The sequence below is a fragment of the Herbidospora daliensis genome, from assembly GCF_001570585.1.
GTDB classification, from domain to species: Bacteria; Actinomycetota; Actinomycetes; order Streptosporangiales; family Streptosporangiaceae; genus Herbidospora; species Herbidospora daliensis.
Window position 1 is genome coordinate 688,136 of the sequence record NZ_BBXF01000005.1, and the last position, 15,505, is coordinate 703,640.

Here is a 15,505-nt window from a genome sequence, read left to right on the forward strand (position 1 = left end):
GTCTTGAACCGGGCCCACTACCGCTACTTCCTCGCGTTCACCCTGCCCGCCCTCGCGGTCTACGTGGTGTTCGCGGCGCTCCCGCTGGTGAACTCCATCTGGTACAGCCTGTACGACACCGACTCGGGCGTCGCCAGGTTCGTCGGCCTGGAGAACTACGTCTACCTGTTCACCAACCCGACGACCAGCGAGCGTTTCTGGAACGCGCTGACCAACAACCTGGAGTTCTTCGCCATCCACCTGCTCGTGGAGGTGCCGCTCGGCCTGCTGCTGGCCGCGCTGCTCACCTCCGGCAGGCTGCGCCGGTCGACGGGCCTCTACCGGACGTTGTTGTTCATCCCGACCACGTTGTCGGTGGTGATCGTCGGCTTCGTGTGGCGGCTCATCATCAACCCGCTGTGGGGCCTGGTCGACTTCCCCCTGCTCGGCGACGAGCGCACCGCGCTGCCGACCATCTCGCTGATGTCGGTCTGGCAGTACGTCGGCATCCCCATGATCTTTCTGTACGCCGCCCTGCTGGCCGTCCCCAACGACGTGCTGGAGGCCGCCCGGGTCGAGGGATCGGGCGCCTGGTCGACGTTCTGGCGGGTGAAGTTCCCGCTGATCGCGCCGCAGTTCGGGCTGATCGCGATCCTGACGTACATCTGGACCTTCAACGGCTTCGACCTGGTCTTCGCGCTGAACGGCTCGGCCCCCGGCCCCAACTACAGCACCGACATCCTCGGCACGCTGTTCTACCGCACGTTCTTCGGATCGAGCGGGCAACTCTCCGACCTCGACCTGGGCGCGACGGTGGCCAGCGTGATCTTCCTGATCATCCTGGTCGTCACCGCCGCCTACTTCGGGCTGCTGCACCGCCGTCTCAGGAGTTACGAACTGTGAAAAGCAACCGAGACCGCGCCGGGTCGCTCGTGACGCACGCGCTGCTGATCTTCTTCGCGCTGCTCGCGGTCGCGCCCATCCTGGTGATCGTGGTCAACTCGTTCAAGACCACGCAGGGCATCTTCGGCCAGCCGTTCGCGCTGCCGAACGCCGAGACCTTCAGCCTCGGCGGCTACGAGCGGGTGTTCACGCGCGGGCAGTTCGTCACCAACTACGGCAACAGCCTCATCGTCACGGTCGGCTCCACGGTCGCCACGCTGGTGCTGGCGACGCTGGCGGCCTTCGCGCTCACCGAGTACAAGGTGCGGTTCGCGCCGCTCGTGGGCGGGTTCTTCGTGCTGGGCATCATGTTGCCGATCCGCCTGGGCACCGTGCCGATCATCAAGACGATGATCTCGTGGCAGCTCATGGACACGCTGGTGGCGCTGATCCTGGTCTACACGGCGATGAGCCTGCCGCTGGCGATCGCGCTGCTCATGACGTACTTCAAGGCGGTGCCGGGCGCCATCAAGGAGGCCGCGCGCATCGACGGCGCGGGCGAGCTGCGCACCCTGACGATCACGCTGCCGATGGTGCGGCCGGGGCTGGCGGCGGTGGCGTCGGTGACGATGTTGCCGATCTGGAACGACCTGTGGTTCCCGCTGATCCTCGCGCCGAGCAAGGAGAACCAGACGGTGACGCTCGGCGTGCAGCAGTTCGTGGGGCAGTTCCTGAACGACTACCCGGCGCTGCTGGGCGCGCTCACGCTGGGCGCGGTGCCGCTGATCGTGCTGTTCGTGGTGTTCTCGCGGCAGTTCATCCAGGGCCTGAGCGCGGGCATCGGCAAGTGAACCTGTCAGCGCTGGAAGCTGGTGCGCAGCCGGTAGCGGTCGCCCCGGTAGCAGACCATCGAGGCGAACAGCGGGGTGTCGCTCGCGCTGTAGACGAGCTGGCGCATCACCAGCACCGGCTTGCCGATCTCCAGCTGGAGGTGGCCGGCGAGGTGGTCGTCGGACTCGCGGGCCTCGATGGTGGCGTTGGCGCGGGCCGGGTGGAGGCCGACGGAGGCGATCTGCTCGTAGAGCGAGCCGCCGGTGAAGTCGAGCTCGGCGAAGCCGGGCACCAGCTCGGCCGGGACCTGGGTCAGGTCGAGCGCGGTCGGCACGCCGTTGAGCAGGCGCACCCGTTCGAGCACGAACAGCGGGGTGCCGGGCGCGATGGACAGTTGCTCGGCCTCGTCGAGGTTGGCCGGCACCACTTCGTGGCGCAGCACGGTCGAGCTGGGCGTCAGGCCCATCTGGCGGGCGGTCTCGGTGAACGACTCCAGGCTGTTGGGCCACTCGCGGGCGGGCGCTCCGGCGCCCGGCGCGACGTACCAGCCGCGGCCGTGGGAGGGGCTGAGGATGCCCTCTTCGACCAGGGTGCGCAGCGCCTTGCGCAGCGTGACCCGGCTGATGCCGAGGCGCTCGCACAACTCGCGCTCGGGGGGCAGCCGGCCTCCCGGCTTCAGCACGCCGGTGCCGAGCTGCTCTTTGATCAGGTTCACCGCCTGGATCCACAGCGGCTCGGGGTGATCGGCGTGGATCGACGTCGACGTCGGGGCGTTCACGTTCGCATTATCGCGGAACCACCCTCCGGTACGCAAACCACAGAAGACCAGATGAGTCCTGGTTTAGCCCGGTCGGATATCCCGACAAACACGTAGTCACCGGCATGAACAGGCAGGCTCTCCTGCCGTTACGGTCACCCGAATCAAGCCATTCGGTATCGCCACGCCTTCATTGGTATGGCGTGGTACACACTTTGGTACTAATCTGGTTATGAGAGGAGTCATCGTGAGGGAACACAGCACACTCCGCGCCGAGGAGATATCGGCGGCACGCGAGATCCTCGTCCGCGAGGGCCTGCTGAACGAGACGACCCACGTGTCGTACCTGGGCCTGAAGGAGCAGGACAAGCGCAAGCCGGCCGGGGCGCGCGAGCTGCGGGCGATGCTCGTCGACATGGCCGACGGCCGCTCCCACGACGTGGTGGTCCGGCCGGGTGACGCGGCGCTGGTCTCGGCGGTGGAGCTCGACCCGGCGGTCGACGGCCAGGTGCCGGTCGTCATGCTGGAGTTCGCGATGGTCGAGGCCATCGTGCAGGCCGACGAGCGCTGGCTCGCCGCGATGCGCCGGCGCGGCCTGACCGACCTGTCGAAGCTGCGCGTGCAACCGCTGTCGGCGGGCCGGGCGATGACCGAGGACGAGCGGGGCCGCCGCCTCCAGCGCACCCTGACCTTCCTGCAGAAGGACGAGCACGACCTGCCGTGGGCCCACCCGGTCGACGGCGTCGTCGCCTACGTGGACGTCATCGCGAAGACCGTCGTCGAGGTGCTCGACAGTGCCGTATTGGACGTGCCGCAGGAGGACGGCAACTTCCACCTTCCGTCCTTCGTCGGAGCGACGAGGGAGGGCCTGAAGCCGATCGAGATCACCCAGCCGCACGGCCCCAGCTTCACCATCGACGACGACCAGGTGCTCGACTGGCTCGGCTGGAAGGTCCAGGTCTGCTTCGACTCGCGCGAGGGCCTGGTCCTGCGCGACCTGTCGATCAACGACAGGAAGGTCGTCGACCGCGCCTCGATCGCCGAAATGGTCGTCCCGTACGCCGACCCGAGCCCCCAGCGCTGGTTCCAGACCTTCTTCGACGGCGGCGAGTACCTGCTCGGCAACTTCGCCAACTCCCTCAAGCTCGGCTGCGACTGCCTCGGCGAGATCACCTACCTCGACGCCGTGGTCGCCGACAACGCCGGCAACCCGCGCGTGATCCCCCAGGCGATCTGCATCCACGAAGAGGACGCCGGGGTGCTCTGGAAGCACACCAGCCACTTCACCGATTCGAGCGAGGTGCGCCGCAACCGCCGCCTGGTGATCTCCTTCTTCGTCACGGTCGGCAACTACGACTACGGCTTCTACTGGTACCTCTACCTCGACGGCACGATCGAGCTGGAGGTCAAGGCCACCGGCGTCGTGTTCACCTCGGGCCACCCGAACCCCGGCGGCGACTACGCCTACGCCACCGAGGTCGCCCCCGGCCTGGGCGCCCCGCACCACCAGCACCTGTTCAGCGCCCGCCTGGAGATGGCCGTCGACGGCCCCGCCAACTACGTCGAGGAGATCGACGCGGTCGCGGTGCCGCGCGGCCCGGAGAACCCGACCGGCACCGGCATCACCCAGCGGGTCACCCGGCTGCGCAGGGAGAGCGACGCCCCCCGCCTGGCCGACGGCCGGTGCGGCCGGGTCTGGCGCGTCGGCAACCCCGAGGTCCAGAACCGCCTGGGCAAGGACGTCGCCTACGTCCTGCACCCGGAGGGCATGCCGGTGCTGCTGGCCGACCCCGAGTCGGACCTCTACGGCCGGGCCGTCTTCGCCTCCGGCCACCTGTGGGTCACCGCCTACGACCCCGCCGAGCTCTATCCGGCCGGCGACCTGGTCAACCAGCATCCCGGCGGGGCGGGCATGCCCGCCTGGGTCGCCGCCGACCGCGACGTCGACGGCGCGCCGATCGTGCTCTGGCACACCTTCGGCATGACGCACTTCCCGCGCCTGGAGGACTGGCCGGTCATGCCGGTGGACACCACCGGCTTCAAGCTCAAGCCATCGGGCTTCTTCGGCCGCAACCCGACGCTGGACATCCCGGCGTCCGGCGGCGCCACGCACTGCCATTCGTGACTCATCGACATCTGGGGAAAGCAAGCATGTCAACGCCGAAAGAAGGCCACATCTCCTTCGCGTCCGCGCGGGCCGGTCAGGCCGCCGCGCTGCGGACCGCGATCGAGCGGCTGAGCAGGGACGTCACGGTCCGGCAGGCCGAGGGCTGGTTCCGGGGAGACGGCCCGATCTTCGTCGCCATCGGGGCCAGCCACGCCGCCGCCTGCGCGCCGGTGTGGACGCTGCGCAGCCGGGGCGTGCACTCCTGGCGGCTGAGCGCGGGCGACCACCCGCTGCCGTTCCCGCGCAGCGGGCACCCACTGGTCGCGGTGTCGCAGAGCGGGCGCAGCTCCGAGACGCTGGCCGTGCTCGGCACCGTCGACCCCGATCTCCGGTACGCGGTCACCAACGCCGCCCCCTCCCCCATCTCCGACCTGGCGGGCCGCGCCCTGTCGCTGGGCGGCATCCCCGACAGCTACGCCTCGACGATCGGCTACACCGCGACCGTCGTGGCCCTCGGGATGATCGCCGAAGCGTGGGACGGCGGGACCGTCGACCCGTCCTGGGCGCAGCTGCCCGGCCACGTCGACGCCCTGGAGGCCGAGCTGGCCGGGCGGGTTGCCGCGCTGGCGACGCCGTTCGCCACCGCGCGGGCCGGCGACTTCGTCGGCGGCGGGCCGTCGGCCGGTTCGGCCGAGGCCGGGGCGCTGCTGTTCCGCGAGACGGTCCGGCTGCCCTCGGCGGCGATGAGCACCCGCCAGTACCTGCACGGCGCGATGGAGTCGGCCGGCGACACCGTCCACGTGCTGTTCGGCGACGACCGCGAGCTCACCCTGGCCCGCACGCTGGCCGCCGCCGGCCACCCGGTCATCCTGGTGACCTCGGCCGACGTCGCGCCCGGCCCGGCGTTGCAGGTGGTCCGGCTGCCGCCGGTCCCGGCGAACCAGCGGGCGGTGCTGGAGGCGTTCGTGCTCCAGGCGCTCGTCGCCCGGGTCGCCGAGGACTCCGGCGTCGACATCGAGGAGTTCGTCTTCGACAACGCCGACACCAAGGTCGGGGCGGCCCTGTGACCGTCCTGGCTGGTCTCGACATCGGCGGCACCAAGACCCACCTGCGGTTCGAGACCCCCGACGGCCGGGTCCTGGCCGACGTGGTCGACCCGACCGACACGTGGTCGGCGACGCCCGTCGACGGGGCGGCCCGCTGGATCGCCGATCTGGTCGAGCGGCACCGCCCGGCGGGGGTCGCGCTCGCGGCGGTCGCCGTGGGCGCGCAGGGCTGCGACGACGAGCACCACTGCGCCGAGTTGTCGCACGCGTTGTCGGCGGCGGCCGGGGTCCCCGCCGCGGTCACCAACGACGCGGCGCTGCTGGTCCCGGCGGCCGGGCTGACGTCAGGCATCGGCGTCATCTCCGGCACCGGCTCGATCGCCGTGGCGGTGCGGCCCGACGGCGGGCTGATGTTCGCCGGCGGCTGGGGCTGGGTCATCGGTGACGAGGGCAGTGCGCCCGCCCTCGTCAGGGAGGCCGTGCGGGCCGCGCTGACCAGGAACGACACCGGCGACGGCGGCGACGTGCTGCTGGCGCTGCTGGTCGAGGCGTTCGGGGTGGCCGACGCGGTCGGGCTGGCCCGCAGCGTCAACGACCTTCCGACCGCCGAGCACTGGGCGCCCAAGGCCCCCGCCGTGTTCGCCGCCGCCGCACGAGGGTCGACCGACGCCCGCGCGACGATCGTGGCGGGCGCCGAGAGCCTGGCGTACCTGGTCGGGGTGCTGGCCGGCCGGGGCGCGGGGGTCGCCGACGTCGTCGCGGCGGGCGGGGTCATGACGGGCCAGCCCGACCTCTTCGCCGCCTTCCGCGACGCGGTCGCCCGCGAGCATCCGGGGCTGACCGTCCACCTGCTGAACGAACCCCCTGTCACGGGCGCGGTCGCGCTCGCCCGGCGTCTCCAACCTGGGGAGCAGACATGAAATCAAGGGACAAATCGACCGGCGAATCGCTCGGCTCCGTGGTGGAGTCGACGGTCTCCGACGTCGACGCCGCGGTCGGCCGGGCCGCCGCCGCCCAGCCCGAGTGGGCCGGGCTGCCGTACACCGAACGCGCCGCCGTGCTGCGCGCCGCCGCCGCGCGCCTGGAGGCGAGGGCGGCGGAGGTACGCGACCTGATCGTGCGCGAGACCGGCTGCATCCCCGGCAAGGCCGACTACGAGATCGGCGCCGCGATCGGCGAGCTGCACGCCGCCGCCGCGCTGGCCGCCCGCCCGGTCGGCGAGGTGCTGCCCTCCAACCACGCGGGCCGGTTCAGCCTGGCCGAGCGCCTCCCCCTCGGGGTGGTCGCCGCGATCACGCCGTGGAACTTCCCGCTGGTCCTCGGCATGCGGGTGGTCGCGCCCGCGCTCGCCCTGGGCAACGCGGTCGTGCTGAAGCCGTCCCCGGAGACCCCGCTGAGCGGCGGCGCGCTGTTCGCCGACCTGTTCGACGGCGACGTGCTGCAGATCGTGCAGGGCGGCCCCGAGGTCGGCGAACGCCTGGTCACCCACCCCGACACCGCGATGGTGCACTTCACCGGCTCGACCGCGGTCGGCCGTGCCATCGCCGCCCAGGCGGGCGGCCTGCTGAAGAAGGTGTCGCTGGAGCTCGGCGGCAACAACGCCCTGGTCGTGCTCGACGACGCCGACCTGGAGCAGGCGGCGATGATCGGCGCCTGGTCGAGCTTCCACTACCAGGGCCAGACCTGCATCACGGCCGGCCGCCACATCGTCCAGGCCGGCATCGCCGACGCCTACGTCGAGGAGCTGACGCGGCGGGCGGCGGCCGTCAAGGTCGGCGACCCCTTCACCGAGGCGGTCGGCCTCGGCCCGATGATCAACGAACGCCAGTTCACCCGCGCCGCGGAGATGCTGTCGGAGGCGGTGGCGGCCGGGGCCTCGGTGCTCACCGGGGGTCCGGGCGAGCTCCCGTTCTTCCGCCCCGCCGTGGTGACCTCGGTCGACGAGGGCATGCGGCTCTGGCGCGAGGAGATCTTCGCCCCCGTCGCGCCGGTGCTGGTCGTCGCCGACGAGGAGGAGGCGATCAGGGTCGTCAACGACACCGAATACGGCCTGGTCAACTCGGTCGTGACGGCCGACCTGCGACGCGGCCTGGCGGTGGCCCGGCGGCTGCGCGGCGGCATGGTCCACGTCAACGACGCGACGCCGCAGGACGAGGCGGGCGTGCCGTTCGGCGGCGTCGGCCAGTCGGGCCTCGGCGGCCGGTCGGGCGGCGACGACAACCTGGAGGAGTTCACCACCCGGCGCTGGCTGACCACCACGGACCTGCCCGTCCACTACCCCTACTGACGCCGCCGGGGGAAGACCGCCAGGCGATCTTCCCCCGACCCGGTTTCAGAGAGAGGCGAACCAGCGCACGATCGACGCGGTGGCCTTCTGGTGCGAGCCCAGGTGGCGCGAGCCGCCGTAGTCCGGGGTGCCGAGGTCGAGCAGCGGGACGTCGGCGCCGTGCGACCGGAAGTCGGCCCGGCAGACCCGGCTGTTGGCGGTCACCGCCTGCTCGTCCCCCTTCGCCAGGTACAGCCTGATCGGCGCCTTCGGCGTCCACGAGCACACGGAGTCGGCGACCCGCAGGGCGGCGGCGAGCGCGCCGGTCGGGTGGGCGAGCGCGGCCCGGCCGCGCGGCGTCAGCAGGTCGTCGACGGTGTTCGGGGTGGCCGGCACGATCTCCCGGCCGGTGTGGGTGCCGTCGAGGAGCTTCTCGATCTTCTGGTCGTACGGCGCCCTGAAGACCTCGCCCGGCGAGTCGTAGACGTGGTGCAGCCGGTTGAACGCCACGAAGGTGAGCGCGGCGTAGATGACGCCCGCCTTCGGGTCGGTCTGGCCCTTCAGCAGGGCGGGCAGTTCGGCCTTGCGGAAGGCGTAGCCGCCGCTGACCGGGGCGACGGCCCTGAGCCTGAACCACGGGTCGGCGTCGGATTGCAGGGCGCGGGCCAGCCCGAGCGCCGCCGAGGCTCCCTGCGAGAACCCGGTGACCAGCACCCCGCGTTCCAGCGTGCGGCCCGACCCGGCCGCGAACGCGCGGGCGGCGCGCAGCATGTCGAGGGAGGCGGTGGTCTCCGAGGGGACGTCCATCCAGGGATGCGGGCCGGGGCCCGTGCCCAGCCCGAGATAGTCGGGGGCCACGGCGGCCATCCCGGCCGACGCGTAGGTCAGCGCGGGCGCCTTGCCCCAGACGTCTTCCGTGGTCGAGGGCGCGTCGCCCTTGTAGAGCTCGGTGCCGTGGGTGAACGACACCGCCCGCAGGCGGCGCTCGCCGTTGCGGGGTAACGCGACCAGGCCGCTGGCGGTGGTCGGGCGGCCGGTGGCGTCGACGGTGCGGTAGACGAGCCGGTAGGTCTCCACTCCGTAGCGGACCTTGCCGGTGTCCCAGGCGTCACCCTTGAGTGCGGTGGTGACCTGCTTGGGCGACAACTTCTCCAGGCGGGTGGCCGACACGATGTCTCCCCGCTGGCCGGCCGAGGCGGGCAGCGGGACCAGGGCCAGGGCGATGACGGCGGCGGCGAGGGCGGCGGTGGTCTTTCTGATCGTTTTCATGGTGGGAAGTCTGGTTCGGCCAGGTCAGCGCAGCCATCCTGCCCGCCGCCCAACGGAGGTGGAGCCCGCTCCACCCTCCTCAGGGCAGCCCGCGCACGAAGTCGGCGACCACGGCGCCGATCAGATCGGGGCTGTCCTCCTGGACGAAGTGCCTGCCCGGCACCGTCACCTCGGTCTGGTTGGGCCAGGTGCGGCAGAACTCGCGCGGCCCCCGGATGAGCAGGTGGCCCGGGTCGCCGTTGACGAACAGCTTGGGCACCGTGGACGTCGCCAGCCACCGGCCGTACCCCTCGACGATCTCCACCACGTCGGCGGGCTCCCCCTCGATCGGCAGCTGACGCGGCCAGCTCAGCGTCGGCCGGCGGCTCTCGCCGGGGATGAGGTAGGGCGCGCGGTAGACCGCCATCTCCTCCTCACTCAGCTGCCGCAGGACGCCCGACGGCAGCACCTCCTCGACGAACACGTTGTGCGTGAGCACCATCGACTCGCCGGCGGGCGAGCGGAGGGCCTGGAAGGTCCGCCGCGAGCTCTCCCGCCGGTCGTCCCAGGTCGCCGGGGCGGTGATGGCCTCCATGTAGGCGATGCCGCCGACCCGGTCGGGATGCTGGTGGGCCCAGTCGAAGCCGAGGGCAGAACCCCAGTCGTGGACGACGAACACGACGTCGTCCCCGAGATCGAGCTGCTCCCAGAGCGCGAACAGGTAGTCGCGCTGCTCCCGGTAGGAGTAACGGCCGGGCCCCGACCCGGGCAGCTTGCCGGAGTCGCCCATGCCCACGAGGTCGCAGGCGATCAGCCGGCCGAGCCCTTCGAGGTGCGGCATGACGTTGCGCCACAGGTAGGACGAGGTCGGGTTGCCGTGCTGGAACACGATCGCCCGGCCCTCCCCCTCGTCGAGATAGGCCATCTTCACGCCGTCGACCTCGGCGAACCTCTTCATGCCGACACGAGCCGTTCGGGCACGGGCACGTCGAGGTGGTCGAGGAGCGCGGCGACCTTGCGGTCGAGTTCGACGCCGACGGCGGCGATCTCGGGATCGCCGAAGGAGGCGAACTGGGCGCTCGGCTGGTCGATGGAGAAGCGGGTGGCCCCGGTGGCGTCCTGGTAGATCGTGGTGCGCAGCGGCGCGTAGAGCAGGATGCCGGGATCGTGGTGGAACATGCGCTGGGCGATGGTGTGATTGCCCATCAGGTACTGCACGCTCTGCCACCGGTCGCCGGAGGCCCGCATGAGCGCGGTGTTGTCGAGCTTCCAGAAGATCATGAAGTCGTAGGGCGCGTCGGCCGCGGCGGCGCGCAGGACGGCGTTCCAGTCGCCCCGGTCGGCGTAGCGGGCGAGCTCGAACGGCGGCACCGCCCGTTCGTAGCGCTCCAGGAAGGTCTCGAACGGCAGGCCGGTGTCGACGGTCAGCCGGTGGACCTCGCGCGCGACGTCCTGGACCCGATCGGTCGTGATGGCCGTCATGGTGATCCCCCTTCACCAGGTCGGACATAAGCTGACTTTCAAATCAAAAGCCACTCTACGCCTGCCACTTCCCGATGACAAGCGTAGACTTGCACTATGCAAGCCAGTAATGCGGACGCACCCTGCCCGATCGGCCGCGCCGTCGGCCTCCTGGGCGAACGATGGACGCTCCTCATCCTGCGCAACGCCAACCTCGGCACCACCCGCTTCGACGCCTTCCGCGCCGAACTCGGCATCGCCGACAACATCCTGTCCAACCGCCTCGCCCGCCTGGTCGAGGCGGGCCTGCTGCTGCGGGTGCCCTATCGGGAGGGCGGCCGGACCCGGCACGAATACCGGCTCACAGCCGCCGGGGCCGAGGTCCTGCCGGTCCTGCACGCCCTGGCGGTCTGGGGCGAGGAACACACCGAGCCGGCTGCGACGACCGGCTCGATGCAGGTGATCCACCAGCGCTGCGGCCAGGTCACGACGCCGGGAGGGGTGTGCCAGGCGTGCGGGGAGCCCATCCGGCGCGAGGAGGAGGCCTGGGTCCGCCCCTGGCTCTCCCCCGACCCGATCACCCTGGCCGCCCCCATCCTCACGGACACGACCGGCACCGCGGAAACGGGCTCCTGATTCAGGTCGAGATCGATCAGGAAGCGGGCGGGGCGCAGCCCCGATGCCGGTTTTCGTCCCCTGGAGCCGAGCGACGCCTAAGCTGAAGATCAACTCTGCGGCAGAACGGGGAGACCGTGATCGATCGACGGGTTCGGGCTGCGACCACCCTCGTGGTCTTACTCGTGCTGGGGGCCTGTTCCACGCCGCCTCCCGCGAACCCGGTGCTGAAGGACCCGTCCCAGTGGCCGCTGGTCAAGCTCGCGGGTATGACCGGCGACCCGAAATTGCCCGACGAGGCGGGGCGGCCCCTGGCGCAGATCCGGGTCGGCCGCTACGACCTGCACGCGTGGATCGATCCCTCGGGCGTGTGCGGGCTGGCCGGCTCGGAGTGGAGCGAGCGCACCGACGTCGACATGTCCATCGACCTGACCCGGTCCGAGGGCGGCCCGATGCGACCCGACGGGTTCTCGGGACCGGTCGAGCCGACGGTGACCGCCTCCAGCTCCAAGGCGGCTCTGTTCTGCACCCCCACCAGGATGCTGATCAAGGTCTTCGGGGAGACGTCCGAACCGTTCGTCAACGGTGCCGCCGTCGGCCAGGTCGTCGACGGCGGGCTCGACGTCGTCGTCGGCGACGAGGAAGCTCTGTGGGAGTCGCTGCCCCGTGCGACGTTGACCCCCGGCGGATGACGGCGGCGGGACAACCGTCCGTCCCGTTCCCACGACCCGTCGCGCCGGCCGCCGGGGGTTAGGGTCCTCGACATGGGACTGCGACTCGTTCAGGTGAACGTCAAGGCCGGTGACGACGTGGCGCTCGGCCGGTTCTGGGCCGATGCGCTCGGGTGGGAGGTCGACACCGAGGAGCCCGGGGTGAGCAACATCGAGCCCGTCGGCTTCGACTGGCCCCATCCCTCCGCCGTCTGCGTCGACTTCGTCGCCGTGCCCGATCCCACCGCCGTGCGCCACCGCGCCCACCTCGACCTCGGCACCTCCTCCGACGCCCACCACGCCGAACTCGTCGCCCGGCTGACCGCGCTCGGCGCGACGCCCGTCGACGCCGACGTGCCGTGGACGGTGCTGGCCGATCCGGAGGGCAACGTCTTCTGCGTCCGGGAGCCCCGGGAGGGCGACACCGGGCCGATCGCCGCCGTGGTCGTCGACTGCGCCGACCCGCACGCCATGGCCGCGTTCTGGGGCGAGGCGACCGCCTGGGTCGTCCACGAGGAGACCGGCGACCGCGCGCGGCTGCGCGCGGCCGAGAACATGGGGCCCTACCTGGAATTCCTTCGCGTCCCCCACCTCAAGACCACGGCGCATCGCGTCCACATCGATCTGCTGCCGAACCCCGTCGACGCCAAGGCGGCCGAGCTGGCCCGGCTGGAGGCGCTGGGGGCCAAGCCCGCCGACGTGGGGCAGGGGGACGTGCCGTGGACGGTCATGGCCGACCCGGAGGGCAACGAGTTCTGCGTGCTGGGGCGGCGCTGAAGAACGGGGCGGGCGCGGGGCCCGCCCCGTCACGTCAGAGGGTCGACGTGTACGACACGAACGAGGCCCGGTTGAGTCTCGTCGTGGCGTTCCAGCAGACCACGTTGCGCACCGTGGCGATCCCGCTCCACGTGTTCCACAACATCTGCAGGTTGCAGTAGTCGGCCGAGTTGCCGTAGGCCGTCACCTGCACGTGGTCCTGCGCATAGCCGACCTTCGGGAAGGTGACCATGCGCAGGCCCGTGCCGGAGCTCTGCACGGTGTTGGTGGCGCTCTGCGAGTTGAAGTTGACCCCCACGGGGGCGGGGGCGTAGGGCCCGGCGTTCGTCGGGGTGTGGTCGAAGGTGTAGGCGTAGGTCTTCGGCGGCACCCAGCGCCCGTTGATGTTGCGTTCGCGCTGGTAGGTGAGGGAGAACCCGCTGTTCTGCGGCGTGTTGGCCGCGTTGAAGCACCGTACCTCGGCCTGTTGGGCCGCCGATCCGGGCGCCCACATCGAGACCTTGCACCGGGCCGGCGCCAGGTCGTTGACCGCCGTCACCTGGAGGTTGCCCGCCGCGGCCGTGAAGCCGAGCCCCGGGAGCGTGACCTTGTAGTAGCCGGTGCCGAGCACCGCGACGATGTTGCCGAGACCGGCCGAGTTGTACTGGGTGACGATGCCGGAGTCGTAGTGGACGTACCCGAACGCCGAGGTGGCCGGGCCCGTCATGGCGCCGCTGCTCTCGGAGTAGGTGACCGTGAACGGAACCGTCAGCGGCGAGCCGCCGAACTGGTGGCACCGGACGTGGACGACCATGTCCGGGCCGATCGACATCCACTTGGCGGCCTGGCAGATCGCCGGGCCGTCGTAGACCGCCGTGACGTGGACGACGCCGCCGAAGCCCGCGATCTGCGGGAACCGGACGATGGTCTCACCTGCCCCACCCGGGGTCACGCTGACGTTGAAGCCACTCGGCCAGCTTCCAGCCTGGTGGCTGAGGCTGGGGATTCCGGCCGGGACGTTGACGTAGGCGAACCCCCAGCGGTTCGGCACCGCTGCCTGGGCCGTGGGGGCGGCGACCTGGATCACGCCCAGCGCGACGGCGACGCTGAGCAGAATCCTTGATAATCGCGACATGTGCTTCCTTTCGGTGCGACAAGGTGTCACGCCGTTCATAAACCGGAAACACGAGCGGGAAAAGGAGGCGTTCCGCCAGGTGAGACGGGCAATTCGAAATAATGTCATATGACATGTCCCGGTTAAGCCCGAGGTTGCGTCCGGGCGACCGGGTGGCGGTGGTCGCGCCCAGCGGGCCGGTGTCGCCCGAACGGCTGGCGTACGGCTGCGAGCGGCTGCGGAAGGCCGGTCTCGACGTGGTCGTGGGCGACCACGTGCTGGCCCGGCACGGCCTGTTCGCCGGCGCCGACGAGCAGCGGGCCGCCGATCTGACCGCCGCCTGGTGCGACGAGCGGGTGCGCGCGGTGCTCTGCGCCCGGGGCGGCTACGGCGCGCTGCGGCTCCTCGGCCACCTCGACCCGGCCCGGTTCGCCGCCGCCGCGCCGAAGCCGCTGGTCGGCTCCAGCGACGTGACGGTGCTGCACCGCTGGCTGGCCGAGCACACCGGCGCGGTCGGCCTCTACGGGCCCATGGTGGCCGGCACGGCGCTGGGCACCGGCGACCTCGGCGACCGCTGGGCGGGGCAGCTGATCCGCACCCTGATGGCGCCCGGCGAGACGCGGCGGCTGCACTGCCCCGGCGCGGTCGAGCTCGTACCCGGGAGGGCCGAGGGCCCGGTGACCGGCGGCAACCTCAACCTGCTCGCGGCGCTGCTGGGCAGCCCAGAGGCCGGGTCGGCGGCGGGCTGCGTGGTGGTGCTGGAGGACGTCAACAAGGAGGCCCACCGCCTCGACCGGCTGTTCACCCAGCTGCTGCGGGCGGGCTGGTTCGACGGCGCGGTCGCGGTGGTGGCGGGCCGGTGGCGGAACTGCGGGCCCGACCCCGATTCGATCCTGTACGAACGCCTCGCGCCCCTCGGCGTGCCCATTCTGGCCGGGTTCGACGTGGGGCACGGCCCCCGCCAGCTGACCGTGCCCCTCGGCGTCCCGGCGGTGCTGGACACCGGTGACCGTTCGCTGACCTACACGGTTTCCGCGCTGGCCTGAACGCGGAACAGGTCGTCGAGCCCGACCCCGGCCAGCGAGGGCAGCAGCAGGTCGGCGGCGGCCAGGTCGTGCCCGGCGGTGAGCGGCCCGGGGACCGCCACGCAGCGCAGCCCGGCCGCCTTGGCGGCGGTGACCCCGGTGGCGGTGTCCTCGATCGCGACGCCCGCCTCCGCCGTCGCGCCCAGGCCGGCCACGGCCGCCAGGTAGACGTCCGGGGCGGGTTTGGCGGCCGGAACGTCGTCGCGGCCGTACACCCCGGCGAACTGCGGCAGGAGGCCGAGCCGGTCGAGATGGCCGGTCACCCATTCCCGCGACGCGCCCGAGGCGACGGCGGTCGGCACCCCGGCCGCCCGCGCCTCGGCCAGCAGCTCCCGCACGCCCGGCAGCGCCGGCAGGTCGAGGGCCAGTTCCCGCACCCGCGTGCGGATGCGGAGCAGCGCCGCCAGCGGGTCGCCGCCGGCGTCGCCGAGGACGTCGGCCACCCGTTCGGGCCGCAGGCTCTGCTGCCCGAGCGTGGCCACGAACGCCTTTTCGTCGAAATGGATGTCAAGGTCGGCGCACTCGGCGCGCCATCCGGCCACCACCGCCGACTCGGTGTCCATGATCACGCCGTCGAAATCGAAAACGAGAATCCGGTCGGTCATTGTGCCTCCTATTTCCGGATATGTATATATGCCAATTTGGGCG

16 protein-coding genes are annotated in these 15,505 nt (G+C 71.5%); 10 read left to right on the top strand and 6 right to left on the bottom strand.

Features of this window, described 5'->3' with window-relative positions; genetic code table 11:
• Positions 1-3: 3 nt before the first annotated feature.
• Positions 4-882, top strand: a complete 879-nt coding sequence (locus tag AW274_RS26375) for a carbohydrate ABC transporter permease (RefSeq protein WP_062437234.1) — start codon at positions 4-6, stop codon at positions 880-882.
• A complete protein-coding gene (locus AW274_RS26380) occupies positions 879-1,712 on the top strand; it encodes a carbohydrate ABC transporter permease (RefSeq protein ID WP_062437235.1) in 834 nt (277 codons plus the stop codon). Before AW274_RS26375 ends, AW274_RS26380 begins: the two co-directional genes overlap by 4 nt.
• A 5-nt stretch (positions 1,713-1,717) precedes the next feature.
• Here the strand turns inward: AW274_RS26380 and AW274_RS26385 are convergent, their stop codons facing one another.
• Positions 1,718-2,470 carry a GntR family transcriptional regulator gene (locus tag AW274_RS26385; protein WP_062437236.1) on the bottom strand — a complete coding sequence of 251 codons (753 nt, stop codon included), beginning with the start codon at positions 2,468-2,470 and terminating at the stop codon, positions 1,718-1,720.
• A gap of 226 nt (positions 2,471-2,696) precedes the next feature.
• Here AW274_RS26385 and AW274_RS26390 point away from each other — a divergent pair, with 226 nt between their 5' ends.
• Genes AW274_RS26390 through AW274_RS26405 form a run of 4 tightly spaced genes read left to right on the top strand, consistent with a single transcriptional unit; the run spans position 2,697 to position 7,889 of the window.
• A complete protein-coding gene (locus AW274_RS26390) occupies positions 2,697-4,574 on the top strand; it encodes a primary-amine oxidase (RefSeq protein ID WP_232320384.1) in 1,878 nt (625 codons plus the stop codon).
• A gap of 26 nt (positions 4,575-4,600) precedes the next feature.
• On the top strand, positions 4,601-5,623 hold the full coding sequence (locus AW274_RS26395) for an SIS domain-containing protein (RefSeq protein WP_062437238.1): 1,023 nt from the start codon (positions 4,601-4,603) through the stop codon (positions 5,621-5,623).
• Positions 5,620-6,522, top strand: coding sequence for a BadF/BadG/BcrA/BcrD ATPase family protein (locus AW274_RS26400; RefSeq protein WP_062437239.1), 903 nt, complete (start codon positions 5,620-5,622; stop codon positions 6,520-6,522). Before AW274_RS26395 ends, AW274_RS26400 begins: the two co-directional genes overlap by 4 nt.
• The gene (locus tag AW274_RS26405) at positions 6,519-7,889 is read left to right on the top strand and encodes an aldehyde dehydrogenase family protein (protein ID WP_083974829.1); all 1,371 of its coding nucleotides are present in this window, start codon (positions 6,519-6,521) and stop codon (positions 7,887-7,889) included. The genes AW274_RS26400 and AW274_RS26405 overlap by 4 nt, the downstream gene beginning before the upstream one ends.
• 45 nt (positions 7,890-7,934) lie before the next feature.
• On the opposite strand, the gene AW274_RS26410 is transcribed toward AW274_RS26405, so the two are convergent.
• From AW274_RS26410 to AW274_RS26420, 3 genes are all read right to left on the bottom strand, one after another.
• On the bottom strand, positions 7,935-9,137 hold the full coding sequence (locus tag AW274_RS26410; protein ID WP_198169422.1) for an alpha/beta hydrolase family protein: 1,203 nt from the start codon (positions 9,135-9,137) through the stop codon (positions 7,935-7,937).
• Between the two features lie 79 nt (positions 9,138-9,216).
• Positions 9,217-10,074, bottom strand: a complete 858-nt coding sequence (locus tag AW274_RS26415; RefSeq protein WP_062437240.1) for a haloalkane dehalogenase — start codon at positions 10,072-10,074, stop codon at positions 9,217-9,219.
• Positions 10,071-10,598 (bottom strand): DUF302 domain-containing protein, encoded by a 528-nt coding sequence (locus AW274_RS26420; protein WP_062437241.1) that lies wholly within the window; start codon positions 10,596-10,598, stop codon positions 10,071-10,073. The genes AW274_RS26415 and AW274_RS26420 overlap by 4 nt, the downstream gene beginning before the upstream one ends.
• A gap of 96 nt (positions 10,599-10,694) precedes the next feature.
• On the opposite strand from AW274_RS26420, the gene AW274_RS26425 reads away from it, so the two are divergent.
• From AW274_RS26425 to AW274_RS26435, 3 genes are all read left to right on the top strand, one after another.
• On the top strand, positions 10,695-11,213 hold the full coding sequence (locus AW274_RS26425; RefSeq protein ID WP_062437242.1) for a winged helix-turn-helix transcriptional regulator: 519 nt from the start codon (positions 10,695-10,697) through the stop codon (positions 11,211-11,213).
• A gap of 116 nt (positions 11,214-11,329) precedes the next feature.
• Positions 11,330-11,884, top strand: coding sequence for a hypothetical protein (locus tag AW274_RS26430; protein ID WP_157520742.1), 555 nt, complete (start codon positions 11,330-11,332; stop codon positions 11,882-11,884).
• A gap of 72 nt (positions 11,885-11,956) precedes the next feature.
• Positions 11,957-12,679: a VOC family protein gene (locus tag AW274_RS26435; protein WP_062437244.1), complete on the top strand. Its 723-nt coding sequence runs from the start codon at positions 11,957-11,959 to the stop codon at positions 12,677-12,679.
• A 34-nt stretch (positions 12,680-12,713) separates the two neighbouring features.
• On the opposite strand, the gene AW274_RS26440 is transcribed toward AW274_RS26435, so the two are convergent.
• Entirely contained in the window at positions 12,714-13,793 is a 1,080-nt protein-coding gene (locus tag AW274_RS26440) for a hypothetical protein (protein ID WP_157520743.1), read from the bottom strand.
• A gap of 113 nt (positions 13,794-13,906) precedes the next feature.
• Here AW274_RS26440 and AW274_RS26445 point away from each other — a divergent pair, with 113 nt between their 5' ends.
• Positions 13,907-14,818 (top strand): S66 peptidase family protein, encoded by a 912-nt coding sequence (locus tag AW274_RS26445; protein WP_157520744.1) that lies wholly within the window; start codon positions 13,907-13,909, stop codon positions 14,816-14,818.
• Here AW274_RS26445 and AW274_RS26450 read toward each other — a convergent pair.
• Complete coding sequence (locus AW274_RS26450) at positions 14,794-15,462, bottom strand: HAD family hydrolase (RefSeq protein ID WP_062437247.1); 669 nt, start codon at positions 15,460-15,462, stop codon at positions 14,794-14,796. The genes AW274_RS26445 and AW274_RS26450 overlap by 25 nt on opposite strands.
• Positions 15,463-15,505: the final 43 nt, after the last annotated feature.